Raw genomic sequence first — 25,975 nt, 5'->3', positions numbered from 1 at the left:
TCCGCTCTCTTCGATACGTCGTTGCGTCGTCGGGTCACCGCGCAGGGGCCGGCGGCGCGCCGGCCCCTGCGCCCAACCCCTACTTCCCCACCAGATCGGCCGCCGCCGCCCCGAACGCCGGCTTGGTCGGGATGCTCTTCGTGCTGATCCGCTTGCGGAACACCCAGTACGTCCACGCCTGGTAGCACAGCACCACCGGGGTCATGAAGGCGGCGACCCAGGTCATGATCTTCAGCGTGTACGGCGTCGAGGACGCGTTGTGGATGGTCAGATCCCACGCCGAGTCCAGGCTGGAGGGCATCACGCTCGGGAACAGCGACAGGAACAACATCGCCACCGCCGCGATCACCGTCACGCCCGACATCGCGAACGCCCAGCCCTCGCGCCCGATCCGGTTCATCGCCAGCGCGCCGACCAGGGCCGCGACCGCCACGATCAGCGCGACCAGGGTACGTCCGTTGCCGTGCTCGGCCTGGGTCCAGATCAAAAACGCCGCCGCGAGCACCGCGGTGACCAGGCCGAGGCGTCCGGCCAGCGCGCGCGCCCGGCCCCGGATGTCGCCGTCGGTCTTGAGCGCGACGAACACCGCGCCGTGGAAGGTGAACAGGACCGTGGTGACCACGCCGCCGAGCAGGGCGTACGGGTTGAGCAGGTCGAACAGGTCGCCGACGTACTCCTTGTTCCCGTCTATCCTCACCCCGCGCGTGATGTTCGCGAACGCCACGCCCCACAGGAACGCCGGCACCAGCGAGCCCCAGAAGATCGCCTGCTCCCAGCCGCGCTTCCAGCGGTCCTCGTCGCGCTTGGCGCGGTACTCGAACGCCACCCCGCGCAGGATCAGCGCCACCAGGATCAGCAGCAGCGGCAGGTAGAAGCCGCTGAACAGGGTCGCGTACCACTCGGGGAACGCCGCGAAGGTCGCCCCACCCGCGGTGATCAGCCACACCTCGTTGCCGTCCCAGACCGGACCGATGGTGTTGATCAGCACCCGCCGCTCGGTCTCGTTCCGGGCCAGCACCTTGGTCAGGATGCCGACGCCGAAGTCGAAGCCCTCGAGGAAGAAGTAGCCGACCCAGAGCACGGCGATCAGCAGGAACCAGAATTCGTTGAGTCCCATGACCCTCTCCCTCTCCCCTAGTACGCGAAGGCGAGCGGCCGGTCGGCGTCCTCGCCCCCGCCCGACGGATCGTCGGGGTGCTTGTCGGCGGCCGGCTTGATCGGTTCGGGTCCGGCCTTGACGTAGCGCCGGATCAGGCCGAGCTCGACCACCGCGAGCGCGCCGTAGAGCAGGGTGAACACGATCAGCGAGGTGAGCACCTCACCCGTGGACACGCTCGGCGACACCCCCGCCTCGGTCTTGAGCACCCCGAACACCAGCCACGGCTGGCGGCCCATCTCGGTGAAGATCCAGCCGAACGAGTTGGCCGCGAACGGGAACGCGATGGTCCACAGGCCGACCCGGTACACCCACGGGTTGCTCGGCAACTCCCGCTTGCGCCGGGTCAACCACAGTCCGACCAGGCCGATGCCCGCGGTGACCATGCCCACGCCGATCATCAGCCGGAACGACCAGTAGGTGACGAAGATGTTGGGCCGGTAGTCGCCGGGGCCGTACTTGACCACCGACTGCTCCTGGAGGTCGTTGATCCCCGGCAACTCGGCGTCGAGGTCGTTCTTGGCCAGGAAGGACAACGCGCCGGGGACCTCTATGGCGACCTTGTTGTGACCCTTTTGGACGTCGCCGTAGGAAAAGATCGAGAACGGCGCGGGCTTGGACGTCTCCCACAGCGCCTCGGCCGAGGCCATCTTCATCGGCTGCTGCTCGTACATCAGCTTGCCCTGCATGTCACCGGTGAGCGCGAGGCCGACGCCGGCGAGCACCGAGACCCACAGGCCGAGCCGGAGCGAGGGACGAAAGACCGCGACCTCGTTGCGCTTGCGCAGGTGCCAGCAGCTGATCCCGATCAGGAAACCGCCGGCGACCAGGAACGCGGCCGGGAGGATGTGCAGGAACGCGGCGATCGCGGTGTTGTTGGTGAGCACCGCCACGAAGTCGGTCAGCTCGGCGCGGCCGGTCTCCGGGTTGATCCGGTAGCCGACCGGGTGCTGCATCCACGAGTTGGCGGCGAGGATGAAGTAGGCCGACAGGATCGTGCCGATCGCGGCGGCCCAGATGGTGGCCAGGTGGATCTTCTTCGGCAGGCGGTCCCAGCCGAAGATCCACAATCCCAGGAAGGTCGACTCCAGGAAGAACGCGACCAGCGCCTCGATCGCCAGCGGGGCGCCGAAGATGTCGCCGACGAAGCGCGAGTAGTCGGACCAGTTCATCCCGAACTGGAATTCCTGCACGATGCCGGTCACCAGGCCGAGCGCGAAGTTGATCAGGAAGAGCTTGCCCCAGAACTTGGTGGCCCGGAGGTAGTGCTCCTTGCCGGTGCGCACCCACGCGGTCTGCAGGCAGGCGACGAGGATGGACAAACCCATCGTCAGTGGCACGAAGAGGAAGTGGTAGACGGTCGTGATGCCGAACTGCCACCGGGCTACGTCGAGTGTTTCGACGGCGAGGTCCATGGGCCCCTCATTCCTCCTGATCGCCGGTCGTGCCCCGCCCGCGAGCGCGCGGGGCACGTTTGGTTCACGATGCACGGCCGCGCCCGCGCCCCTCGTCCGACACCTCGCCGGACGAACCCGGATGAACCGGGATGGATGCGCGGGTTCGACAGCACAACTTTGTGAATGGGTTCACAAAGTCGAGCTTGTGCATCCGTTCACAAACACTAGCGAGCCCCCTCGGGCACCCTGGAGGGGGGTGCCCGAAGGGGCTCATTTCGGCTCTCGGGCGCTACTTCTCCATGAATCGCGCCGCCTGCTCCAGGAAGATCGTGTTGGCCTCGGTCTCGCCGATCGTGATCCGGCAACCCTCGCCCTCGAACGGGCGCACCGTGACCCCGGCCGCCTCGCACATCGCGGCGAATTCGCCGGTGCGCTCGCCGAGCCGCAACCAAACGAAGTTGGCCTGCGAGTCGAACACCGTCCAGCCCTGGCCGACCAGCGTCTCCAGCACCCGGGTCCGCTCCTGGACCAACGCCTCGACCCGCTCCAGGAGTTCGGCCTCGGCGCCGACCGAGGCGATCGCCGCCACCTGGGCGAGCCGGTTCACCGCGAACGGCATCCCGGTCTTGCGCAACTCGTCGGCCGCCGCCTCGTGCGCGATGGCGAAGCCCACCCGCAGGCCGGCCAGCCCGTACGCCTTGGAGAACGTGCGCAGCACCACCACGTTGGGTCGCTCGCGGTACAGCTCGACCCCGTCCGGCACCCGCTCGTCCCGGATGAACTCGCGGTACGCCTCGTCCAGCACGACCACCACGTGGCGCGGGACCCGGTCCAGGAACCGCTCCAGTTCGGCGCGGTGGATCACCGTGCCGGTCGGGTTGTTCGGGTTGCACACGAAGACCAGTCGGGTCCGCTCGGTGATCGCGGCGGCCATCGCGTCCAGGTCGTGGCTCTCGTCGGCGAGCAGCGGGACCATCACCGGCGTCGCCCCGGCGAGCAGCACGAGCATCGGGTACGCCTCGAACGAGCGCCACGCGAAGACGACCTCGTCGCCCTCGCCGGCCGTCGCGTTGACCAACTGCTGGGCCACGGTCACCGAACCGTTGCCCACCACGATGTGCGACGCGGGCACCCCGAACCGCTCGGCCAGCGTCTGGGCCAGCTCCGCGTTCGCCGGGTCCGGGTAGCGATTTATCTCGCCGACCGCGTCCGCCACCACCTTGTGCACGCTGGGCAGCGGCGGGTACGGGTTCTCGTTGGACGAGAGCTTGTACGCCGGTAGACCCTCGGCCACCGCGGGCGGTCGGCCCGCCTTGTAGGCGGGCACCGCCGCCAGGGCGGCCCGGAACCGGGGGGTGGTGCCGTCGTCGGTGCCTGGGGCGTTGTGCTCGGTCACGCCCGTCCTCCTCGCATACTGGTCGGGGTGCCTGGGCGCACGTCCCGGTCGTCTCACCCTATGATCCGCCGGCCCCGGAGGGGACTCCCGGACGGAGGGTGGCCTGCGCCGAACGTTCAGGGGCAGGTATGGGGCGATACGTTTCTTCGTAAAGCAATGACATGAACCCGGCCAGGGCGGCCCATTCGCCCTAGTGTCGTGACGATGACAGCGCCAGATGTACCGCGTGTGGGGCGGCGGATCCGGGTGGGCATCCGGGACGTCGCAGCGGCTGCCGGGGTGTCGATCACGACCGTCTCCGACGCGCTCAACGGCAAGGGCCGACTGCCCGACACGACCCGTGTGCACGTGCGCGAGGTCGCCGACCGGCTGGGCTACCGCCCGTCGGCCGCCGCGCGCACCCTGCGCACCGGCCGCTCGGGGTTGCTCGGGCTGACCACGACCATGCGCTCGACCGAGCCGTTCGCGCTCACCGAGTTCGCCTGGTTCGCCGAGCTGGTGCGCTCGGCCACCGCGACCGCGCTCGATCTGGGCTACGCGCTCGTCGTGCTGCCCGCGTCCTCGCCGCACGACGTCTGGGGCAACGTCGCGCTCGACGGCACCATCGTCGTCGACCCCGCCGACGACGATCCGCTCGTGCACGAACTGCTGCGTCGGGGTGTGCCCGTGGTCAGCGGCGGCCACCCCGGCTCCACTCCGGTCTTCGGGTGGGTGGACAACGACCACGTGGCGGCCGTGCGTTCGGTGCTCGACCACCTCGCCGACGCGGGCGCCGAGCGGATCGGCCTGCTCGCCGCCGCCGACGGACCCGGCGCCGACAAGGGTGTCGCGGGATATCGGGCGTGGTGCGCGGACCGGGGTGTGCCGCCGATCACCGAGGAGTACGAGGCCCGCACCCCCGGCGCGGGCCGGGCCGCCGCGGCCCGCCTGCTGGAGCGGGGGCCCGACGCGGTGTTCGGCCTGCACGAGGGCTGCGCGCCCGAGCTGTTGGACGCGGCCCGCGAGCGTGCCCTGCGGGTGCCCGACGACCTGCTCCTGGCCTGCTGCGGCGAGGGGGCCGACCCGTCGGTGACCTCGCTGAGCCTGCAACCGGCCCTGGCCGGCGCCTGGGCGGTGGAGCTGCTCGTCGGGGTGATCGATGACCCCGGGGCGGGGCCGCTGCTGCCCGCCCAGCGCACCGTGCCCACCCGGCTGTCCGTCCGGGATTCCTCCACTCGCCGCTGATCGGTGTGTTCGCCCCGGGCCGGTGCTCGGTGCCCGGCCGCACCCGGGGGTGGGGCGCCGGGTCGGGCGGCCGCGGGTCCACGCACAATTGAGCGTGGTCCGTTCCACCGTGCCCGCACGAGAGATACGGTCCAGGAATCATCCGAATCGGACCGGGTGAGCCGCAGCCGAACCCGGCTGTTGTGCGTCTTGGTTCACAACGGGTGTCGGAACCGCCGCCGTACGGTGGTGCCGATCTGAAGAAAGGACCCTTCTGGTGAGCAACGTCTCGGCTACACCGGCCCCGATGGGCGCCGCGGCGGAGCAGGACGCCCCGCTGTACGTGGTCGGCGACGTCCACGGTCATCTGGAGGAGCTCAAGGCCGCCCTGCGCGCCCGGGACCTGATCGACGAGGACGCGCACTGGAGCGGCGGACGCTCGCGGCTGTGGTTCCTCGGCGACTTCACCGACCGCGGCCCCGACGGCATCGGCGTGGTCGAACTGGCCATGTCGCTGGCCCGCGAGTCGGCCGAGGCCGGCGGCAGCACCCGGATGTTGCTCGGCAACCACGAGATCCTGCTCCTGGGCGTGTTCCGCTTCGGCGATCACCCGGTGCCGGTCGCGGGCGGCTCGACCACCTTCCGTGAGATCTGGCTGCGCAACGGCGGCATGCAGTCCGACCTGGAGCGCTTCACCGACGAACAGGCCGACTGGCTGGCCGGGCAGCCGGTGGCCGCGGTGGTCGACGGGCACCTGTTGATCCACTCCGACAGCAACGCCTACCTCGAATACGGCGACACCATCGAGGAGGTGGACGGCACCGTCGCGGACATACTGCGCGAGCCGGACCCGCTCTCTTGGTGGGACCTGTTCCGCAACCTGACCCGGCGCGGCGCGTTCATGGGCGAGGTCGGCCCGTACGCGGCGGCCGACCTGCTCAGCGAACTGGGCGGGCGGCGGATCGTGCACGGCCACACCCCGATCCCGTACCAGACGGGCGAGGACCCCTCGACGATCACCGGACCGCGCGTGTACGCCGACGGTCAGGCGGTCAACCTGGACGGCGGGATCTACCTCGGCGGGCCGTGCCTGGTCGCGCGATTGCCGCTGACCGCCCCCGAACCGGGCGTGCTGCCCAGCGCGTTGGAGGAGACGCAGGGTCGGGAGTACGACCTGGGCGATCTCGCCGCCGACGCCGGGGACGAGTGACCGTCGTAGGGAACTCCCTGCCCAAAAGGCGGGGGTGCACCCTATCATCAATAGGTATCCGCCTCGACACCGTCAGGTGCTTTTGCGGGTCGTTGATCCACCGACAGCTTGCACGGGTCCCCTGACGGGCCCGGCGGACGCGGGACACGCCCGCGCGGCCTCATTCGGGGGATCCGATGCAACACTGGTTTGGAAGTGACGAGCACCGCCGCCAGTACGAGCAGTTCGTCGACGACGCACTGCACCTGGAGGAAACCCTCTCCGGTCTCGCGGCGGTACCCAACCTGAACGTCGAGCAACTGCGGACGGCCACGCTGGACGCGACCCCGTCGATCGCCGAGACGGCGCGCGACGAATACGACCGGTACGAACGTACGGAGCAGCGTTTCGAGTCGGGCATCCGACCGGACTTCGGCGCCTCGATGATCGAGGCCGGCGAGAGCTTCGGTTGGTTCGCCCTCGCCACGGCGATGGCGGTGATCGTGGCCGGCATCTCGGCGGTCGTCTTCCTGATCGTGGGCTACGTGCTGTTGCCGCTCACGATGGACGACCCCGGCATGCAGCACACGATGCAACTCGCCTCGATCGCGGCGATCGGCATCTCGCTCGGGGCGGCGGCGATCGGGGGACTCGCCATGCTCGCGGTGGCCGCGCGCAACCGGGCGCGGCCGACCGGGGAGGTCGAGGTGTACCTGGCGCGCGAGGAATGGCGCCGGGCGATCCTGCACCGCGGCATCCTGCCGTTCATGCGCTCGCGCCTGCGCGAGGCCTCGGACGAGGGCACCACGCTCCTGGGCTGATGCCGCCGACACCGGTCCGCCCGCCTCGGGCGGGCGGACCGGATCGCGCCGGCGGCACCGGGTCGGGCGACCGGGCCACACAATGGGCGACATGGTCGGCAAACGTGGCAAGGTCACCGGGGGAATCGGCCCCGGTCTGGTGGGCGAGGTCATGATCGAGGTACGCGGTGGGGTGGAGGCGTTCCTCGCGTACTCCGCGCTGCCCGGGGAGGAGCACGCCGTGGGGGAGTTGGTGGTGATCGTGGAGTATCTGCCGCCGCGCACGGTGTACGTGGCGCCGGCCTTCGGCTGAGCCGCGCATCGGTGGGGCCCGGCTCCGAGACGGGCGCAACTGCCCCTGGGGAGCTCCCTCTTGGCGGCCCTCCGCCCGGCGAGGACACTCCGAGTCAGGCCGAAGGGGGAATGCTCCGTGCTCTACACCGTGCTCATCGTGCTCGGTCTGCTCATCGTCCTGGTCGTGGTCTTCAAGCTCATGTGGCGCGTCGCCGAGCCCAACGAGGCGCTGGTCATCTCCGGTTCCCGGCATCACACCGAGGGGCTCGGCGAGGGCATGGGGTTTCGGATCGTCACCGGGCGCGGCACGCTCGTCCTGCCGTTCGTGCAGGCCGTCCGCAAGCTCTCGCTCGACCTGAACGAGGCCGAGCTCAGCGTCGAATGTGTGACCACGCAGGGCATCCCGCTGCGGGTGCAGAGCGTGGTCATCTTCAAGATCGGCGACGACTACGTCTCGATCGCCAACGCGGCCAGGCGCTTTTTGGACCAGCAGAAGCAGATGGAGTCCCGGGTCCGCAAGGTGCTGGCCGGCCATCTGCGCTCGATCGTCGGCGGGCTGACCGTCGAGGACATGATCCGGGACCGGGAGAAGCTCACCGCGCATGTGCGCGCGGCGTCGGGGTCGGACATGGAAAAGCTCGGGCTGATCGTGGACAGCCTGCAGATCCAGGAGATCGACGACCCGACGGGCTACATCAAGAACATGGCCGCGCCGCACACCGCGGCGGTGGTCCGCGACGCCCGGATCGCCGAGGCGCTGGCCACCCGCAAGGCTACCGAGGCCGAGCAGGAGGCCAAGGCGCGGATGGCCCAGGCCACCCGGGACAGCGAGATACAGCAGGCCGGCTACCAGGCCGAGCGGGACGAGGCCACCGCGCGCTCGCGGCAGGCGGGGCCGCTGGCCGACGCGGCGGCCAAGCAGGAGGTGGTGGTCCAGGAGACCCGGGTCGCCGAGCTGGAGGCCATGCGGCGCGAGCAACAGCTCCAGGCGGACGTCCGCAAGCCGGCCGACGCGAAGGCGTACGAGATCCGCACCCGCGCCCAGGCCGAGCGCGACGCGCGCATCTCGGCGGCCGAGGCGAACGCCCGCGAGACCGAACTGGCCGCGATCGCCGACGCGGAGGCGACCAAGGTACGCGGCCTGGCCGCCGCCGAGGCCACGCTGGCCACCGGCAAGGCGCAGGCGGAGGCGGCCAAGGCCAAGGGGCTCGCCGAGGCGGCGGCCATCGCGGCCCGCGCGGCGGCGCTCGCCGAGAACCAGGAGGCCGTGGTCGCCCAGCAACTCGCCGAGAACTGGCCGGAGATCGTCCGCGCCGGCGCCGAGGCGTTCGGCAACGTCGACCACATGGTCCTGCTCAACGGCGGCGACGGCCTCGGCGACCTCTTCGCCAAGGCCCTCACCATGGGCGGCACGGGCCTGGGCATAGCCCGCCAACTCCTGGCGAACACGAACGGCACCGGTGGCCCTGCCGCACAGCCCGACCCCCTGCCGACCGACTCGGTCCGCATCGAGGTCGAACTCGACGACTCCCACGCCCCCGAATTCCCCACCAAGTCCTCGGAGAACTGACCGACCCATGTAGGGACCGGACCCGGGCACTGCGAATCGTGCTCGGGTTGGTCACTACAGCCGTACGGACAACTTCCCGACCGTGGCCAGTATCGTCAATTCACCACCGATGGCATTCAAATACGCCGCCATCGTTGCCGTGTCGAGTCGGGCCGCGCCACGTTCGATCTGGCTGATCCGCCCCTGAGTGACACCCATCGCGGCGGCTACCTGTGCCTGGGTGAACCCCTGGGACTTGCGGAGGGCGGCGAGCTCGTGCCCGCGCTCGGCGTCGACCATGTCCATCTTGATCGCGTCGATCCGCTCGCGCTGTTCCGGAGTGATGTCGGCCGTCAGATCGGCCATGCCACCGAGCTTCATCGTGCGTTACCTTCCTTTGGCCGGCGGTCCGGCTTCTCCTGCTTTGAGTGCTTCGAGATAGGCGGCGTATTTGTCGTCTGCCTCCCTGATTGCCTTGGGATACCAAGATGCCCAGCGCCCGCCGGTTGCCTTGTTCCCGGCGACCAGGAAGACGGCTCGACGAGCCGGGTCGAAGACGAAGAGCAGTCGGATGCTGACCGTTCCACCGCTCCTCGGGCGCAGTTCTCGCATGTTCCGATAGCGGCTCTTCTCGACCGCTCCCACCGTTGGCCGACGGAGGGCGGGACCGATCTCCTGAAGTCGCTCGAGCGCGGCGATCACGTGTATGTGACTTTCCGGATCCTCCTTCGCCAGCCTCTGGATCCAGTCCAATACATCGGTGAAAAAGCGCAGTTCGTATGGTTCACCCACGCACAGATATTAGCACTGGCTAATATTCGGGGCAAGGTGGCGGACGTACGTGGCGGGGACGGAGCGTCACCGCCGGCTACCGGCGCTTCTCCGCCTTCTGGCGGGCCACGTACGCGGCTGCCTGGGTGCGGCGTTCCATGCCGAGTTTGGCCAGGAGGCTGGAGACGTAGTTCTTGACCGTCTTCTCGGCCAGGTGCATCTCGGTGCCGATCTGGCGGTTGGTCATGCCCTCGCCGATCAGGTCCAGGATCCGGCGCTCCTGGTCGCTGAGCGCGGCCAGGCGTTCGTCGCCGCGATTGCCGCCGCGCAGTCGTTCCAGCACGCGGGCGGTGGCCGCCGGGTCGAGCAGGGACTTGCCCGCGGCCACGTCGCGGACCGCGCCGACCAGGTCCGAGCCGCGGATGTCCTTGAGCACGTAGCCGGACGCGCCCGCCATGATCGCGTCGAACAGCGCCTCGTCGTCGGAGAACGAGGTGAGCATCAGGCAGCGCACGTCGGGCAGTTGCGAGCGGATCTCGCGGCACACCTCGACCCCGCTGCCGTCCGGCAGTCGGACGTCGAGCACCGCGACCTGCGGCCGGGTCGCCGGAATGCGCGCGAGCGCCTCGGCGGCGGTGCCGGCCTCGCCGACCACGTCGATGTCCGCCTCGATCGACAACAACTCGTGGACGCCCCGGCGTACCACTTCGTGATCATCGAGGAGAAATACCCGGATGCTTCCCTGATCAGTCACTTGTACAGGTTCCCACGCGCACTCGGCGGTCGCCCTGTGATGCCGCCGCACGGGCGGATCACGCCCGACACGCCGGCCATTTGTCGCAGAACCACAAAGCGGGGCGCCACGTTCGGGCCGGTCGCCACTACGTGTAGGCCGGACCGGTGGGTAACGTTGCCATGTGCGGTTTCCGAACCGCATGCCTGTGCGCAGGCGCCTCCCGGATTTCCTCGGGAATTCCTAGGAAATCCTAGGAAGTACAGCCACCAATCGCCGTGTCTGCACATCAAGGTAGCCGCGCACACCCCGCGCGGAACCGGGCCCGGCGATCCGGACCCGGTCCACGGCGACCCCGCGGACCGGACAGACGGAGGAGAGAACGTGGCAGTGGACAGTACGGACGGGACGTTGTCTCCGCCCGATTCCGGAGCCGGTCCCGAACTGATCCAGTTGCTCACCCCGGAGGGCGAGCGGGTCGAGCATCCGGATTACGCGGTCGACCTCTCGGACGACGAATACCTGGCGCTGTACCGCGACCTGGTGCTGGTGCGCCGCTTCGACGCCGAAGCCACCGCGCTCCAGCGGCAGGGCGAGTTGGGCCTGTGGGCCTCCCTGCTCGGCCAGGAGGCCGCGCAGATCGGTTCGGGGCGCGCACTGCGTTCGAACGACTATGTGTTTCCCACGTACCGTGAACACGGCGTCGCTTGGTGTCGCGGTGTCGATCCGCTGAATCTGCTGGGCATGTTCCGCGGCGTCAACAACGGCGGTTGGGATCCGCGCGAGAACAATTTCCACCTCTACACGATCGTCATCGGCGCACAGAGTCTGCACGGCGTCGGATACGCGATGGGCGTGCAGCGCGACGGCAGCGATAGCGCGGTCGTCACGTATTTCGGCGACGGCGCCTCCAGCCAGGGCGACGTGAACGAGGCATTCACCTTCGCGGCCGTGTTCAACGCCCCCGTGGTGTTCTTCTGCCAGAACAATCAGTGGGCGATCTCCGAACCGACCGAACGCCAGATGAAGGTGCCGCTGTATCGACGCGCCGCCGGATTCGGCTTTCCCGGAGTTCGGGTCGACGGTAACGACGTGCTCGCGTGCCTGGCGGTGACCCGGGCGGCCCTGGACCGGGCCCGGCGCGGCGAGGGTCCGATGCTGATCGAGGCGTTCACCTACCGCATGGGCGCGCACACCACCTCCGACGACCCGACCCGCTATCGGCTCAGCGCGGAACTCGAGGAGTGGAAGCTCAAGGACCCGATCGAACGCCTCAAGGCGTTCCTGCACAAGCAGGGCATCGGCAGCCCCGAGTTCTTCGCCGATCTGGAGGCGGAGAGCGAGGAATTGGGCAAGCGCGTGCGCAATGGCGTACGCACCATGCCGGACCCGGATCCGGCGTCGATGTTCGCGCACGTCTATGCCGAGCGGCACCCGCTCGTGGAACGGGAACGGGCCGAGTTCGAGGCTTATCACGCGTCCTTCGTCGACGCCGGGGAGGACGGGCACTGATGGCTCCCGCACAGTCGACGGGCACGACCCGTCAGATGTCGATGGTGCAGGCGCTCAACACGGGGCTGCGCAGGTCCCTGGAGAGCGACCCCAAGGTTTTGATCATGGGCGAGGACATCGGCAAGCTCGGCGGTGTCTTCCGGGTCACCGACGGCCTGCAGAAGGACTTCGGCGAGGACCGGGTGGTGGATACCCCGCTGGCCGAGTCCGGCATCGTCGGCACCGCGATCGGCCTCGCCCTCGCGGGCTACCGGCCGGTCGTGGAGATCCAGTTCGACGGTTTCGTCTTCCCCGCCTTCGACCAGATCGTCACCCAGCTCGCCAAGATGCACGCCCGTTCCCTGGGCTACGTGCGGCTGCCGATCGTGATCCGCATCCCCTTCGGCGGCGGCATCGGCGCGGTCGAGCACCACAGCGAGTCGCCCGAGGCGTACTTCGCGCACACCGCGGGCCTGCGCGTGGTGTCGTGCTCGAACCCGGTCGACGCCTATTGGATGATCCAGCAGGCGATCGCCTCCGACGACCCGGTGATCTTCCTGGAACCCAAGCGGCGCTACTGGACCAAGGCCGAGGTGGACACCGCCGCGACCCCGGGACCGCTGTACGACTCCCGCGTGGTGCGCTCCGGTGACGCGTGCACCCTGGTCGCCTACGGACCGATGGTGGCCACCTGCCTGGAGGCCGCCGCCGCGGCCGCCGAGGAGGGGCGCGAGTTGGAGGTGATCGACCTGCGCTCGGTGTCCCCGCTGGGCTTCGACGCGATCGAGGAGTCGGTCAAGCGCACCGGACACCTGGTGGTCGTCCACGAGGCCCCGTCGTTCCTGGGCATCGGCGCGGAGGTCGCCGCGACCGTCACCGAGCGCTGCTTCTATCACCTTCAGGCGCCGGTGCTGCGGGTCGGCGGCTATCACACGCCGTACCCGCCGTCGCGGGTCGAGGAGGAGTACCTCCCCGACCTCGACCGTGTGCTCGATGCCGTCGACCGCTCCCTGGCCTGGTGAGGAACCCCGTGTCCGAGGTGAAGAAGTTCCTGATGCCCGACGTCGGCGAGGGCCTGGAGGAGGCCGACATCGTCGTCTGGCACGTCAAGGTCGGCGACGAGGTGCACGACGGCCAGGTCATGGTCGAGGTGGAGACGGCGAAGGCGCTGGTCGAGCTGCCGTGTCCATACGACGGGGTGGTGACCGAACTGCTCGCCGCCGAGGGCGACACGGTCGCGGTCGGCGCGCCGATCATCGCGGTCGCGCCCGCGGGCACCGCCGTGGCCGCGGCCGAGCCGGAGCGGGAGCGGGCCCTCGCGGCCGACCTCGTCCCGGAGCCGGTCGCCGAGCCGGCCCCGACCAAGGAGCCGGCCAAGGAGGCAGGCAAGGAGACCCGCACTGCGGTGCTCGTGGGCTACGGCGTCCGCACCAGCAGCGGCAAACGCCGACCCCGCAGGGCCGACGCCGCGACGCCGACGAACGGAGCGGCCCGCCCCGCCCCGGCCGGCGGCTCCCTCGCCCTCGCCAAGCCGCCGGTCCGCAAGCTGGCCCGGGACCTGGGCGTGGACCTCGCGTCGGTACAGCCCTCGGGCCCCGGCGGCACCGTCACCCGCGAGGACGTGCACGCCGCCGCCCGCCCGGCGCCCGCGCCCGTGTCGCAGACCTTCCCGGCGACCGGGCCGGGCGAGACGATCGCCGGCGAGCGGCGGATCCCGGTCAAGGGGGTGCGCAAGGCGACCGCGCAGGCGATGGTGGCCAGCGCGTTCTCCGCGCCGCACGTCACCGAGTGGGTGACGGTGGACGTGACCCGCACCGTCAAACTCGTGCGCAAGCTGCGCGAGCTGCCCGACTTCGCGGACACCAAGGTGAGTCCGCTGCTCCTGGTCGCCCGGGCGCTGTTGGTGGCGATCGCCCGGCACCCGGAGATCAACGCCTCCTGGGACGAGGCGAGCCAGGAGATCGTCGTCCGGGACCGGATCAACCTGGGCATCGCCGCGGCCACCCCGCGCGGTCTGATCGTGCCGAACATCAAGGACGCGGGCGGCAAGAGCCTGACCGCGCTCGCCGGCGCGCTCACCGAGTTGGTGGCCACCGCGCGGGAGGGCCGTACCTCGCCCGCCGACCTGGCCCGCGGCACGGTCACCATCACCAACGTGGGCGTGTTCGGGGTGGACGGCGGCACCCCGATCCTCAATCCGGGCGAGGCCGCGATCCTGGCGGTGGGCGCGATTCGCGAGCAGCCGTGGGTGCACAAGGGCAAGGTCAAGCCCCGGCAGGTGACCACGCTGTCGTTGTCGTTCGACCACCGCATGGTCGACGGCGAGTTGGGCTCGCGCGTGCTGGCCGACGTGGCGCAGATGCTGGAGTGGCCGAAACTGCTGTTCGTACGCGGCTGATCCGCGGGTTGCGGACTTCGTCCGGCCGGGCCCTGTTCGGGGCCCGGCCGGACGTATGTCCGACGGCGTCCGATAAGGTATGTGTACTGTGAAGCCAACTGCGGACCCAGTGCCCACCCGGCTCGGCGGCCGAATCGCCTGGATCATGTGGGCGGTGGCGGCCTCGGTGTACGTCGTCGCGGTGTTCCATCGCAGCAGCCTCGGCGTCGCCGGGATCGAGGCCCAGGAGCGCTTCCACGTCTCCGCGTCGCAACTCTCCCTCTTCCCGATGTTGCAGTTGCTCGTCTACGCGGGCCTGCAGATACCCGTCGGCGCGCTCACCGACCGGTTCGGCGCCAAGCGGGTGCTCGGGTGCGGTCTGGTGCTGATGACGGCGGGACAGTTCGCCTTCGCCTTCGCGCACGGCTTCCCGGGCGCGGTGCTCGCCCGAGTCCTGGTCGGCATGGGCGACGCGATGACGTTCGTGAGCGTGCTGCGTGTGGTGGCGGTGTGGTTCCCGCCGAACCGGGTGGCGGTGCTGACCCAGTTGACCGCGCTGCTCGGGATGGCCGGCAACCTGGCCGGCGCCGGCCCGCTCGCCGGGGCGCTGCACGCGTTCGGCTGGAGCCGCACCTTCGCCGCCTCGGCCGGGGTCGGCGTAGTGGTCCTGGTGGTGCTCCTGCTCGTGCTGCGCGACAACCCGGGTGCCCCGGTGCGCACCCGGCCGACCGGCGGTCCGGGCATGTGGTCCCAGGTCCGGGCCGCGTGGGCGGAGCCCGGCACCCGGCTCGGCCTGTGGGCGCACTGGGCGTGCGGCTGCCTGCCGCAGGTGTTCCTGATGCTCTGGGGCTTCCCGTTCCTGGTCGAGGGCCAGGGCCTGTCCAAGGGCGCCGCGAGCGCGCTGCTCACCGTCGCCATCGGCATCAACATGCTCGCGTGCCTGGTGGTCGGCCCGCTGGTGACCCGCCGGCCGGGCAGTCGGCTCGTGTTGTGCGTGGGCCAGCCCGTGCTCGCCGCCGCGGCCTGGGCCGCGGTACTGATCCCGAGCGAGCCCTCGCCGATGTGGCTCCTGGTCCTGCTGGCCCTGGTGATCGGGCCCGGCGGCGCGCTGTCCCTGGTCGGCATGGAGTTCGCCCGGGCGGGCAATCCGCCGCAGCGCCTGGGCACCGTGTCCGGCATCGTCAACGTCGGCGGATTCGCCGCCGCGACCCTGTGCCTGTTCGCCATCGGCCTGGTCCTGGACCTGGTCGAGCCCGGCGGCGGCGAGCACGGCCTGAACGCGTACCGCGTGGCGATGGCGGTGCAGGCCGTGCCGCTGCTCCTGGGCGTCGTGCAGGTGCTGCGCTACGCCCGCAAGGCCGCGGGCCGCGAACGGCGACCCGAACCGGTGTGCGTGGTGGCCCGGAGCACGCGCGAACGCGAGAGTGTGCCCGACGCGGGCTGAGACCGGGCCCGATCGCCGCACCGCACTCGGGACACCCCCGCGCACGGGCGACGGTCAGGGCGTGACGGCCATGCCGCCCAGGATGCGCTGGGCGAGATCGGGGTCGCCCTCGATCCGTACCTCGGCCCGGTGCGGCGCGACCCGACCGCACATCAACCGCACGAACGTCTCCCAGTCGGTGCCGATCGACACCAGCGGCCCGAGCGGGACCCGACCGTCGAGCCGACCCCGGCCGTTCTCGTCCACGGTGACCGTGCGCATGAACTCCACCGGCCCGGTCACGTCGAACACCACGGACGCGCCCGCCGGCGCCTTGGCGTCCTTGGCCACCACCCGGGCCAGCCCGGCGAGCAGGAAGTCGCGGGTGATCAGCGCGGCCGGCGAGTCCAGGTTGCCGGGCTCCCCGATCGCGCGCCGCACGTCCTGCTCGTGTACCCACACGTCGAACACCCGCTGGGTGAGCAGGAAGTGGTACGGGACGCTGCGGCCCATGATGCCGCGCACCTCGTCGTCGGGCGCCCGGTCGCACTCGTCGAGCATCCGGCGCCGGCGCAGGATCACATACTCCAACTCGCCGGTCATCTCCGGCGAGGTGTGGCAGCGTCGCACGTCCACCGGTATCTCGGTGTAGCGGCTGAACTCGTCGTGCACATGCCGGAGATCGCGCGGCAGCGTGTGGATCGGCCGCGGATCGCCGAGCAGTTCCGACTCGATGCCGATCACGTGGGACACCACGTCCCGGACCGACCAGCCCGGGCACTCGGTCGGGCTGCTCCACCGGCCCTCGGTCAGGGTGGAGACCAGATCTTTGAGGGAGCGCACCGAGTGCTCCCAGGCGTCGACGTGCGTTTTCAGGTCGATGGTCACGTACTACCTCTCGTCGCTGCGTCACCGGTCGAATGGAGGGGAGCGACCGTTGCTTTGACGTGGTCCGGGATCCTGGCAGGCACGTTACGCTGCCAAAGATCCTGCGGTCAGCCCGTTCGCGGGAAGCAAGCGGTGTAGGTGAGGGGAAAGTGCGCGTTTCGCTCGTACAACTCGACGTCGACCCGGCGGTGCCCGCCCGCGACCGTCTGGCCGAGGTGTCCGCCCTGGTCCGCAGCCGACGCGGCGACCACCTGGTGGTGCTGCCCGAACTGTGGTTGCACACGGGTTGGGTCTACGACGGCTGGGAGGCGGACGCCGAGGGGGTGCGCGGCCCGGCCGCCCAGAGCATGGCCCGCGCGGCCCGCGACGCCGGCGTCTGGCTGCACGCCGGCAGCATCATCGAGCGCGGGGCCGACGACAACCTCTACAACACGTCGCTGGTCTTCGACCCCGACGGCACGCTGCGCGGCACCTACCGCAAGATCCACCGCTTCGGCTTCACCGGCGGCGAGGCCGCGCTGATCTCGCGCGGCACCGAGACCGCGCACGTCCGCATGCCGTGGGCCGAGGTGGGCCTGGCGACGTGCTACGACCTGCGCTTCCCGGAAATGTTCCGCCGCATCCTGGACGCGGGCGCGGAGGTGCTGGTGCTGCCCGCCGCGTGGCCGGCGCGGCGGGTCGAGCACTGGCGCGTGTTGTCCCGCGCCCGCGCGATCGAGAACCAGATGTTCGTGCTCGCCTGCAACGTCACCGGCGAGCAGGGTGGTCAGGCGATGGGCGGACACAGCATGGTGATCGACCCGTGGGGCGAGATCGTCGCCGAGGCGGGGACCGAACAGACCGTGCTGACCGCCGAGATCGACCCGGCGCTGGTCGCCAAGACCCGCGAGGACTTCCCGGTCCTGCAGAACCGGGTGTTCTGAGCCGCGCGTTTCGTCGGAGCCGATCCTGCGGCGCGCTGCCGCGGGGTCGGCTCACAGGTGGGTGTTCTTGATCTCCTTGCCCGCAGCGTCGTACGCCTTCGGGTCGAAGGCGGGGTCGGTCTTGCGCGCGGTCACCACGAGGACGTAGACGCGCGTGTCGGGGTCGATCTGCACGGGCCGGAACACCACCGGGTCCTTGCGCGGTCCGCTTGCGCCGCCCCCGCCGAAACGGTTGCGGTCGTCCGCCCTGTCCTTCGCGGTTCGGCCCGGCAGGGTGTCGCACGCCTGCGGCCACTCGCTGAACACCTGCTGCTCGACCTCTTGGAAACAGGTGCGCTCGGAGCCTTACGTCCAGGCCCGGAACTTCCACGGCTTCCCGGCCACCGTGCCCGCGCCGAACGTGAGCCCGCGCCAACGGCGCCTGCGCGAGCCGCGGATCGCCGCGTCGGCCGTCGGCGGGGTCAACCGCGCCGCCTCGATCTCCGCCATGAACGCCTCCCTCAGTGCGGTGCCGTCGTAGGCCATGGCCGCACCTCCGTGTCCGAAGTCGAGGGGGAATCCGTCTGTTCCGGGAACAGATTCGGTCAGTTGCGGATCCCTGCGAAGTCGGGCGAGTCCCCTGAACGTCTGGCTGCGCACCGTACCGACCGCACAACCGAGGATCTGCGCGACCTCGGACTCCGGACGGTCCTCCCAGTAGCGCAGCACCACCGCCGCCCGCCGGGATCTCAACCGTGCCCCCTTTCACCCGAACAGACGTGTGGGGGCGGGCGGTTCCATGCCGAACCTGCCGAACCGCCGAACCGCCGAACCGCCGAACCGTCGGCGAGTCGGCGGGCTCCGCGCGGGCTCAGTCCTCGTCGTCGCTCAACCGGTCCACGCACACCGCGATCGCGATGATCAACGCGTGATCCCAGCCGGGCGCGATGTCGATGCCGTAGGTGTCCCGCACCCGCAGCCACTTGCGGGTGATCTGGGCGACCGGCCCGTTCGGTCCGGAGATCCCGTACTCGTGGTGGAACATGTCGCCGCGCACCGTGAGTTCGACCCCGACCGCGAGCTCCACCGTGAACGCCTCGTGCAGCGGGGTGAACATCTTCTTGCGCACCGTGGCGACCGTCTCGCCCGTCGCGTCCTGCACCTTCATCGAATGATGGATGCTGACGATCTTCTTCTTCACGGTGGCCAACACCGTGCCGGCGGAATCCTTGAGCTCCAGCCGGTCGTGCAGGGTCAGTGCCTTGCCGTCGACCAGATAGACCTTCTCGCCGTCCTCGGTGGTGACCCAGAAGTCGTCGCCGATCGCGAACATCTTCTCCCGCACGAGATAGCGGCCGGGCGGAATCCCCGGGTAGAGCTGAGTGCTGCCGTCGTACTCGTCCCCGAACACTGGTGCCTCCACGGTCGCCTCACCTTGTCGGCAGACTGCCCGATATGCCGGCGTTCAGTCGTCTTCGGCACGCCGGCGTGCGGCGGTACGGATACACCCGGTTGGGTGGGGTGCGGCCCGTATCCGCGCGGGCCGGCGGCTCGCGGCCGAGGTGGATGGTTCACTTCGAATCATGAGCAGCACCGCGCGTCGAGCCAGGGTCCGGGCCCCCGAGTTGTCCGGTTCCGGCGGCTGGATCAACACCGCCGGACCGGGCCCGACGCTGGCCGGACTGCGCGGGCGGATCGTACTGCTGGACTTCTGGACCTCCGCCTGCGTGAACTGCCACCACGTGCTGGCCGAGTTGCGCGGCCTGGAGGAGCGCCACCGCGACGTGCTGACCGTGATCGGCGTGCACTCGCCCAAGTTCGAGCACGAGGCGGAACACGACACGGTGGTGTGCGCGGTACAGCGGCACGAGGTGAGCCACCCGGTCCTGGACGACCCGGAATCGAGCACCTGGAAGCAGTACGCGGTGCACGCGTGGCCGACCCTGGTGGTCGTCGATCCCGAAGGCTACGTGGTCGCGCACCTGTCCGGCGAGGGCCACGCGGGCGAGATCGAGACGCTGATCGCCGACCTGGTCGCCGAGCACGACGGCAAGGGCACGCTGCGCCGGTCCACCGAGGAGGTCGACCGCCCCGAGACCCCGCGCACCGACCTGCGCTTTCCGGGCCAGGTGCTCCGGCTGCCGTCGGGGGCGCTCCTGGTCGCCGACACCGGCCACCACTCGCTCGCCGAACTCTCCGACGACGGGCGTACGGTGCTGCGCCGGATCGGGACCGGGCGGCGCGGGCTGCTCGACGGCGGGCCCCGGCACGCGATGCTGGCCGAGCCGCACGGCATGGCGCTGCTGCCGCCCGAGGTGGCCGCACACGTGCGCTACGACGTGGTGGTCGCCGACACCGCCAACCACGCGCTGCGCGGCGTCTCGCTGGCCACCGGGTCGATCCGCACCGTCGCGGGCACCGGCCGGCAGCGCCGCAGCGGCGCGGACGACCACGGCGCGGCCCGCACGATCGATCTGTCCAGCCCGTGGGACGTGGCGTGGTTCGGCGGCCGGATCATCGTGGCGATGGCCGGGGTCCACCAGCTCTGGGAGTTCGACCCGGTCGGCGAGGGGGTCGGGGTGCTGGCCGGCACCACCGACGAGGGAATGGAGGACGGCCCGGTGGACACCGCCTGCCTCGCCCAGCCCTCGGGCTTGGCGGTCTCCCCCGACGGGCACACGTTGTGGCTGGTGGACGCGGAGAGTTCGGCGCTGCGCCGGCTCGTGGACGGCGGGATCGAGACGGTGGTCGGGCGCGGCCTGTTCGACTTCGGCCTGCGCGACGGCCCGGCCGAGCACGCGCTGTTCCAACACCCGCTGGGCGTGGACACGTTGCCGGACGGCTCGGTGGTGATCGCGGACACCTACAACGGCGCGGTGCGGCGCTACGACCCCGCGGACGGGTTCGTGTCGACCCTGCTCACCGGTCTGGAGGAGCCGGCCGCGGTGGCGGTGGTGGCCGACATGGACGAGGACCTGTACCTGACCGTGGTCGAGTCCTCGGCCCACCGGGTCCGCAAATTCCGCCTGCCGCACACGTAGCCGCGGGCCGGGGGAGCGGCCGCGCGTCGCGGCCGCTCCCCCGGACGCCCGTGCTCAGCCCTCCAGGAACGCCGCGGCGGCCGAGGCGAGCAGGAACGGGTCGTCGGCGCCGCACAGTTCGCGCGAGGAGTGCATCGACAGGCACGCCGCGCCGACGTCGACGGTCTCGATGCCGAGTCGGGTCGCGGTGATCGGGCCGATCGTGGTCCCGCAGGGAAGGGAGTTGATTCCCACGAAGACCTGCGCGGGCACCCCCGCGCGCTCGCACGCGGCGGTCCACACGGCCCGGCCGCGCGCGTCGGTGGCGTAGCGCTGGTTGGCGTTGACCTTCAGGATCGGGCCGCCGTTGGGCACCGGGTGGTGGCCCGGCTCGTGTCGGCCGATGTAGTTCGGGTGTACCGCGTGACCGACGTCGCTGGAGAGGTGGAAGGAGTCCGCGAACGCCCGGGACCGGTCGTCCAGCGAGCCGCCACGCGCGCTGACGACCCGGGTGAGCACCGTCTCCAGGAGCGGCCCGCCCGCGCCGGTGGTGGAATCGCTGCCGGTCTCCTCGTGGTCGAACGCGCCGAGCACCGGGATGTGCGCAGCCCCGTCGTGCGCCGCGGCGAGCAGCGCGGCCAGGCCCGCGTGTACGGACAGCAGGTTGTCCAGGCGCGGCGCGGCGAGCAGTTCGCGATCGCGGCCCAGGTAGCTCGGCTTCTGCACGTCGTGGACCATCAGGTCCCACCCGGTGACGTCGCCGGCCGGCACCCCGACCTCCTCGGCCACGAACCGGATCAGCGCGCCCTCGTCGACCGAGCCGAGCCCCCAGATGGGGGTCATGTGCTGCTGCTTGTCCAGTTGCAGCCCGGCCTCGTTGACCGCGCGGTCCAGGTGGATCGCCAACTGCGGCACCCGCAGCAGCGGCCGGTCGACGAAGACCAGGCGTTCGCCGCCGTCGCGCAGCACGATCCGGCCGGACAGGCCGAGGTCGCGGTCCAGCCAGGAGTTCAGCAGCGGGCCGCCGTACACCTCGACGGCGATCTGCCGCCAGCCGGCCGCGCCGGTGTCGGGCAGCGGCTTGACCCGCAGCGTCGGCGAGTCGGTGTGCGCGCCGACGATCCGGAAGCCGCGCGTGCTCTCCGCGCCCTCCGGCACGTACCAGGCCACGATCGCGCCCCCGCGCAGCACGTAGCGCCCGCCCGCCTCACCGTCCCACGCGGCCGTCTCCTCGAGCCGCCGAAAGCCCGCCGCCTCCAGCCGCTCGGCCACGTTCGCGGCCGCGTGGTAGGGGGACGGACTGGCGCCGATGAACGCGATCAGATCATCGGTGTGACTCCGGTCGAAGCGCGGCGAGGGCATGCGTACTCCAAGCTGCGCGGCCCGTTCGGCCGCGAGGATCGTGACGGTTGTCCGCGGTCGAGACTACGCCTGGGCATGACGGGAGCGGGCGGGGCAGGGCGAGCGGGCGGGTTCGGTTCAGCCGGCTTGCGGGCGCGCGGGGGGTGGGGGACGGGGTCGAGCCGCGAGGGGAGCCGAGTACGCGGCCGAGGTCGCGAGGTGGGTGGGGTGGGGCGGTGAGCGAGGCGGGTGGTGCGGGGGCAGGGGCGTGGAGCGGGTGGCGGCGGGCGGGAGTCGCGAGGTGGGTGGGGCGGGCGTTGAGCGAGGCGGGTGGAGTGCGGGAGCCGGGGTCGTGAGGTGAGCGGATCGGGTGGGCCGGGGTCGTGGTGGCGGCGGCGGCTTTTTATTGGGCGCTCCGCGCCGGCTCGCGAGGCACCACTTTTCTGCTCCCCCGCTTCGCTCCTCCGCAGAAAAGCGGCCCCTCGCTCGGGGTCGGCTGTCCCTCCGCTTCGCTCCGGGCCATCCGACCCACAACACCGCGGCTCCGCCGCTCTCCGCGCTTCGCGCGTCGATCGCGTGGGCGGCCCGGGTCGTGGGCGCTGACGCGCCACGGGGGTGAGGGGCGGGGAGGCCAGGCTCGCGACACGACGCGCGTCCCACCCCGCCTGGCCACCGCCGCGATGTGGGCCTTGCCCGGTGACCCGAGTCGTTGGTGCATCCCGTCGGCGCGTCAGCGCCCACGAGTGGGGCCGAGGTGGTGATCGACGCGCGAAGCGCGGAGAGCGGCGGAGCCGCCGCTTGTTTTTTCAGGCTGGGCGACCCGGAGCGAAGCGGAGGGGCGCACAGCCGCGAGCGGGGTGCCGCTTTTCTGCGGAGGAGCGAAGCGGGGGAGCAGAAAAGCGGTGCCTCGCGAGCCGGCGCGGAGCGCCCAATAAAAAGCCGCCGCCGCCGACACGACCCCGCCCCGGCCCAATGCTCCCCGCGCGACTCGGCCCGACCGGTCTCTCCCCGCGCGACTGGGCCCGACCGGTCTCTCCCCGCGCGACTGGGCCCGACCGGTCTCTCCCGCGCGACTGGGCCCGACCGGTCTCTCCCCGCGCGACTGGGCCCGACCGGTCTCTCCCCGCGCGACTGGGCCCGACCGGTCTCTCCCCGCGCGACTGGGCCCGACCGGTCTCTCCCCGCGCGACTGGGCCCGACCGGTCTCTCCCCGCGCGACTGGGCCCGACCGGTCTCTCCCCGCGCGACTGGGCCCGACCCGTCTCTCCCCGCGCGACTCGGCCCCACCCATCTGTCACCGCGCCACCCCGCCCCCACCCTCCGCTCCCGTCGCGTCTCGAACTCCCGCCAGTCACTCCCCGCGCGACCCGGCCCGCCCAAGCCCCTCTCACCCAAGCCCCCTCACCCACCCCCACCCACCACAAAGCGCCGCCCCTCGCTCCCCAGCGAAAGGCGGCGCCTCGTCGTGTCCTGTGGCCCGGCCCAGCCAGGTCCGGCCCAGCCAGGTCCGGCCCGGCCAGGCCCGTCCCGTCCCAGCTAAAAAGCCGCCTCCGAAAGCTCCATCAGGGTGTTGTCGATCTGCTCGACCATCAGCCGCTGCGGGGTGAGCAGCGGCAGGATCTCCCGTGCGAAGTGCTTCGCGGCGGCGACCTTGCCCTGGTAGAACGCCTCGTCGCGACCGGGCGTGCCGGCCAGCTTCGTGAGTGCCACCGAGGCCTGGCGCAGCAGCAGCCACGAGACCACCAGGTCGCCGGCGGCCAGCAGCAGGCGGGTGGTGTTCTGGCCGACCTTGTAGATCGAGTCGATCTCCTGCTCGGACGCCATCAGCTGGTTGATCATCGCGGCGACCATGCCCTGGACGTCCTCGGCGGCGGTCGCGAGCAGCTTGACCTCGGCGGCCAGCTCGCCCTCGGCGTTCGCGGCGATGAACTCCTGGATCTCGCCGGCCACCACGGTCAGCGCCTTGCCCTGGTCGCGGACGATCTTCCGGAAGAAGAAGTCCTGGCCCTGGATCGCGGTGGTGCCCTCGTAGAGGGTGTCGATCTTGGCGTCGCGGATGTACTGCTCGATCGGGTATTCCTGGAGGAAGCCCGACCCGCCGAAGGTCTGCAGCGACTGGGCGAGCTGCTCGTAGGACTTCTCCGAGCCGTAGCCCTTGACGATCGGCAGCAGCAGGTCGTTGACCCGGTCCGCGGTCTCGTCCGTGCCGCCGGCCAGCGCGGCGCCCTCGATCCGGTCCTGCCACGAGGACGTGTACATCACCAGCGCGCGCATGCCCTCGACGTACGCCTTCTGGGTGAGCAGCGAGCGGCGCACGTCCGGGTGGTGCGTGATGGGCACGCGCGGCGCGGCCTTGTTCGTCATCTGCGCGAGGTCGGCGCCCTGGTAGCGCTCCTTCGCGTACTCGAGCGCGTTGAGGTAGCCGGTGGACAGCGTGGCGATGGCCTTCGTGCCGACCATCATCCGGGCGTACTCGATGATCTTGAACATCTGCGCGATGCCGCTGTGCACCTCGCCGACCAGGGTGCCGACGGCCGGGATGCCGTGCTCGCCGAAGGTGAGCTCGCAGGTCGTGGAGACCTTGAGGCCCATCTTGTGCTCGACGTTGGTGACGAAGGCGCCGTTGCGCTCGCCGAGGTCGCCGGTCTCCGGGTCGAAGTGGAACTTCGGCACCACGAACAGCGACAGGCCCTTGGTGCCGGGGCCCGCACCCTCCGGGCGCGCGAGCACCAGGTGGATGATGTTCTCGGTCATGTCCTGGTCACCGGAGGTGATGAAGCGCTTGACGCCCTGGATGTGCCAGGTGCCGTCCTCCTGCCGCACCGCCTTGGTCCGACCCGCGCCGACGTCCGAACCCGCGTCGGGCTCGGTCAGCACCATCGTGGAGCCCCACTGGCGGTCGACCATGAAGCCGGCGACCTTGCGCTGCTCCTCGGTGCCGAGCGTGTGCAGCACCTGGGCGAAGTCGGGGCCCGCCGCGTACATCCACAGCGCCGGGTTGGCGCCGAGCACCAGTTCGGCCACCGACCAGCGCAGCGAACGCGGGCAGTTGGTGCCGCCCATGCTCTCCGGGAGCGCGAGGCGCCACCACTCGGAGTCCATGTAGGCCTTGTACGACTTCTTGAACGCCTCGGGCAGCGTGGCCGAGTGCGTCGCCGGATCGAACACGGGTGGGTTGCGGTCGCCCTCCGCGAAGGAGTCGGCGAGGTCGTTCACGGCGAGGCGTTCGACCTCGGACAGGATCGACCTGGCCGTCTCGACGTCCATGTCCGCGAACGGACCCGTGCCATAGACCTGCTCGCGCCCGAAGACCTCGAACAGGTTGAACTCCAGGTCGCGGAGATTCGACTTGTAGTGACCCATGACAGGCTCCGCCCGTGGTTGCGTCCGGTGTACTGCGCTGACTGGACTGCTCGTCCGAAACCAGTGTACTGGTCGGTAACATAATGATCGTACCCATGGGTAACTTTTTCAATCCCCGAGAGGTTCCCATCGGGTTACCACCAGGTACATGTGACCGCCTCGACCAAGGGCTCAAACCCGGGCCGCGGACCCGCTAGCCTCGTGGTGTGTACGGCTACGCAACCGAGGAACCCCAGGCCCGGGCGGAGGCGCCGGCGCTCACCGACGCCGTGCGCGCGTTCGCCACGGGCGTCATGAACGGCGAGGACTTCCAGTCCATCTTCATCGCGTCGAAGGTCTTCTGCCCGAGGGGGGATCGACCGGGCTTCCTGGCCCTGCACAACACCCCCGAGCCGGTGATCCCGATGTTCAGCTCCCTCGCCGAACTCAAGAAGTACGCCGGCGAGGAGTCCAGACACTTCACCGTCACCGGCGCCGAGGTGCTCGACCTGCTCCCCAACGGCTACGGCTTCGTGCTCGACCTCGACGGCGAGCACCGGGTGATGTTCGACGCCAAGGCCATAGAGCAGATGATCGCCTTCGCGATGCGGCGGATGTACGGCTGACGCCGGCGCCGAAACGGCCGGATGCGCCGGCGGTCATCCTCGATGACGGCCGGCGCGTCCGGGTCGGTGCGATCAGG

23 protein-coding genes and 1 pseudogene are annotated in these 25,975 nt (G+C 70.6%); 12 read left to right on the top strand and 12 right to left on the bottom strand.

Translation table 11 applies throughout. From position 1 onward, the window contains the following. Positions 1-79 precede the first annotated feature (79 nt). From cydB to hisC, 3 genes are all read right to left on the bottom strand, one after another. Positions 80-1,117: a cytochrome d ubiquinol oxidase subunit II gene (cydB, locus tag B4N89_RS14525; RefSeq protein ID WP_078976262.1), complete on the bottom strand. Its 1,038-nt coding sequence runs from the start codon at positions 1,115-1,117 to the stop codon at positions 80-82. Positions 1,118-1,134: 17 nt separating this feature from the next. Further along, entirely contained in the window at positions 1,135-2,571 is a 1,437-nt protein-coding gene (locus tag B4N89_RS14520; RefSeq protein WP_078976261.1) for a cytochrome ubiquinol oxidase subunit I, read from the bottom strand. 271 nt (positions 2,572-2,842) lie between these two features. Continuing rightward, the gene (gene hisC / locus B4N89_RS14515) at positions 2,843-3,949 is read right to left on the bottom strand and encodes a histidinol-phosphate transaminase (RefSeq protein ID WP_078976260.1); all 1,107 of its coding nucleotides are present in this window, start codon (positions 3,947-3,949) and stop codon (positions 2,843-2,845) included. A 204-nt stretch (positions 3,950-4,153) separates the two neighbouring features. On the opposite strand from hisC, the gene B4N89_RS14510 reads away from it, so the two are divergent. From B4N89_RS14510 to B4N89_RS14490, 5 genes are all read left to right on the top strand, one after another. Then, on the top strand, positions 4,154-5,173 hold the full coding sequence (locus tag B4N89_RS14510; RefSeq protein ID WP_078976259.1) for a LacI family DNA-binding transcriptional regulator: 1,020 nt from the start codon (positions 4,154-4,156) through the stop codon (positions 5,171-5,173). Between the two features lie 256 nt (positions 5,174-5,429). Beyond that, positions 5,430-6,362 (top strand): metallophosphoesterase family protein, encoded by a 933-nt coding sequence (locus B4N89_RS14505; protein WP_235618617.1) that lies wholly within the window; start codon positions 5,430-5,432, stop codon positions 6,360-6,362. 176 nt (positions 6,363-6,538) lie between these two features. Next, positions 6,539-7,162 (top strand): hypothetical protein, encoded by a 624-nt coding sequence (locus B4N89_RS14500; protein WP_078976257.1) that lies wholly within the window; start codon positions 6,539-6,541, stop codon positions 7,160-7,162. A gap of 91 nt (positions 7,163-7,253) precedes the next feature. Further along, complete coding sequence (locus tag B4N89_RS14495; RefSeq protein WP_201260843.1) at positions 7,254-7,454, top strand: hypothetical protein; 201 nt, start codon at positions 7,254-7,256, stop codon at positions 7,452-7,454. A 180-nt stretch (positions 7,455-7,634) separates the two neighbouring features. Beyond that, a complete protein-coding gene (locus tag B4N89_RS14490) occupies positions 7,635-9,005 on the top strand; it encodes a flotillin family protein (RefSeq protein WP_414646418.1) in 1,371 nt (456 codons plus the stop codon). Positions 9,006-9,059: 54 nt separating this feature from the next. Here B4N89_RS14490 and B4N89_RS14485 read toward each other — a convergent pair whose 3' ends face one another. The 3 genes from B4N89_RS14485 to B4N89_RS14475 form a co-directional block, all read right to left on the bottom strand. Continuing rightward, on the bottom strand, positions 9,060-9,365 hold the full coding sequence (locus B4N89_RS14485; RefSeq protein WP_078976254.1) for a helix-turn-helix domain-containing protein: 306 nt from the start codon (positions 9,363-9,365) through the stop codon (positions 9,060-9,062). 6 nt (positions 9,366-9,371) lie between these two features. Then, positions 9,372-9,776, bottom strand: a complete 405-nt coding sequence (locus tag B4N89_RS14480) for a type II toxin-antitoxin system RelE/ParE family toxin (RefSeq protein ID WP_078976253.1) — start codon at positions 9,774-9,776, stop codon at positions 9,372-9,374. Between the two features lie 76 nt (positions 9,777-9,852). Further along, the gene (locus tag B4N89_RS14475) at positions 9,853-10,509 is read right to left on the bottom strand and encodes a response regulator (protein WP_078976252.1); all 657 of its coding nucleotides are present in this window, start codon (positions 10,507-10,509) and stop codon (positions 9,853-9,855) included. Positions 10,510-10,548: 39 nt separating this feature from the next. On the opposite strand from B4N89_RS14475, the gene pdhA reads away from it, so the two are divergent. The 4 genes from pdhA to B4N89_RS14455 all read left to right on the top strand — a co-directional run bounded on the left by pdhA (position 10,549) and on the right by B4N89_RS14455 (position 15,800). Beyond that, a complete protein-coding gene (pdhA, locus tag B4N89_RS14470) occupies positions 10,549-12,000 on the top strand; it encodes a pyruvate dehydrogenase (acetyl-transferring) E1 component subunit alpha (RefSeq protein ID WP_201260980.1) in 1,452 nt (483 codons plus the stop codon). After that, a complete protein-coding gene (locus B4N89_RS14465) occupies positions 12,000-13,001 on the top strand; it encodes an alpha-ketoacid dehydrogenase subunit beta (protein WP_414646365.1) in 1,002 nt (333 codons plus the stop codon). The genes pdhA and B4N89_RS14465 overlap by 1 nt, the downstream gene beginning before the upstream one ends. Before the next feature lie 32 nt (positions 13,002-13,033). Beyond that, on the top strand, positions 13,034-14,377 hold the full coding sequence (locus tag B4N89_RS14460) for a dihydrolipoamide acetyltransferase family protein (RefSeq protein WP_078979360.1): 1,344 nt from the start codon (positions 13,034-13,036) through the stop codon (positions 14,375-14,377). Between the two features lie 88 nt (positions 14,378-14,465). Next, positions 14,466-15,800 (top strand): MFS transporter, encoded by a 1,335-nt coding sequence (locus B4N89_RS14455; RefSeq protein ID WP_235618616.1) that lies wholly within the window; start codon positions 14,466-14,468, stop codon positions 15,798-15,800. A gap of 54 nt (positions 15,801-15,854) precedes the next feature. Here the strand turns inward: B4N89_RS14455 and B4N89_RS14450 are convergent, their stop codons facing one another. Continuing rightward, on the bottom strand, positions 15,855-16,667 hold the full coding sequence (locus tag B4N89_RS14450; RefSeq protein WP_078976248.1) for a maleylpyruvate isomerase family mycothiol-dependent enzyme: 813 nt from the start codon (positions 16,665-16,667) through the stop codon (positions 15,855-15,857). Positions 16,668-16,816: 149 nt separating this feature from the next. Here B4N89_RS14450 and B4N89_RS14445 point away from each other — a divergent pair, with 149 nt between their 5' ends. After that, a complete protein-coding gene (locus B4N89_RS14445) occupies positions 16,817-17,590 on the top strand; it encodes a carbon-nitrogen family hydrolase (RefSeq protein WP_078976247.1) in 774 nt (257 codons plus the stop codon). Positions 17,591-17,641: 51 nt separating this feature from the next. Here the strand turns inward: B4N89_RS14445 and B4N89_RS14440 are convergent, their stop codons facing one another. The 3 genes from B4N89_RS14440 to B4N89_RS14430 all read right to left on the bottom strand — a co-directional run bounded on the left by B4N89_RS14440 (position 17,642) and on the right by B4N89_RS14430 (position 18,992). After that, a complete protein-coding gene (locus tag B4N89_RS14440; protein ID WP_078976246.1) occupies positions 17,642-17,896 on the bottom strand; it encodes a hypothetical protein in 255 nt (84 codons plus the stop codon). 39 nt (positions 17,897-17,935) lie between these two features. Beyond that, positions 17,936-18,322 (bottom strand): sigma factor-like helix-turn-helix DNA-binding protein, encoded by a 387-nt coding sequence (locus tag B4N89_RS53360; RefSeq protein WP_078976245.1) that lies wholly within the window; start codon positions 18,320-18,322, stop codon positions 17,936-17,938. Between the two features lie 118 nt (positions 18,323-18,440). Further along, positions 18,441-18,992, bottom strand: a complete 552-nt coding sequence (locus B4N89_RS14430) for an LURP-one-related/scramblase family protein (protein ID WP_235618615.1) — start codon at positions 18,990-18,992, stop codon at positions 18,441-18,443. Between the two features lie 160 nt (positions 18,993-19,152). Here B4N89_RS14430 and B4N89_RS14425 point away from each other — a divergent pair. After that, a pseudogene (locus B4N89_RS14425) lies at positions 19,153-20,601 on the top strand (thioredoxin-like domain-containing protein); the annotation flags it as partial. 63 nt (positions 20,602-20,664) lie between these two features. On the opposite strand, the gene B4N89_RS14420 reads toward B4N89_RS14425, so the two are convergent. Both B4N89_RS14420 and B4N89_RS14415 read right to left on the bottom strand, forming a co-directional pair. Beyond that, positions 20,665-21,951 (bottom strand): M18 family aminopeptidase, encoded by a 1,287-nt coding sequence (locus tag B4N89_RS14420; protein ID WP_078976242.1) that lies wholly within the window; start codon positions 21,949-21,951, stop codon positions 20,665-20,667. A gap of 1,515 nt (positions 21,952-23,466) precedes the next feature. After that, entirely contained in the window at positions 23,467-25,293 is a 1,827-nt protein-coding gene (locus tag B4N89_RS14415) for an acyl-CoA dehydrogenase (RefSeq protein ID WP_078976241.1), read from the bottom strand. Positions 25,294-25,499: 206 nt separating this feature from the next. On the opposite strand from B4N89_RS14415, the gene B4N89_RS14410 reads away from it, so the two are divergent. Then, positions 25,500-25,898, top strand: coding sequence for an SseB family protein (locus B4N89_RS14410; protein WP_078976240.1), 399 nt, complete (start codon positions 25,500-25,502; stop codon positions 25,896-25,898). Positions 25,899-25,975 lie beyond the last annotated feature (77 nt).

This window comes from Embleya scabrispora (genome assembly GCF_002024165.1).
Classification (GTDB): domain Bacteria; phylum Actinomycetota; class Actinomycetes; order Streptomycetales; family Streptomycetaceae; genus Embleya; species Embleya scabrispora_A.
This window is presented reverse-complemented; position numbering and strand designations above follow the sequence as displayed.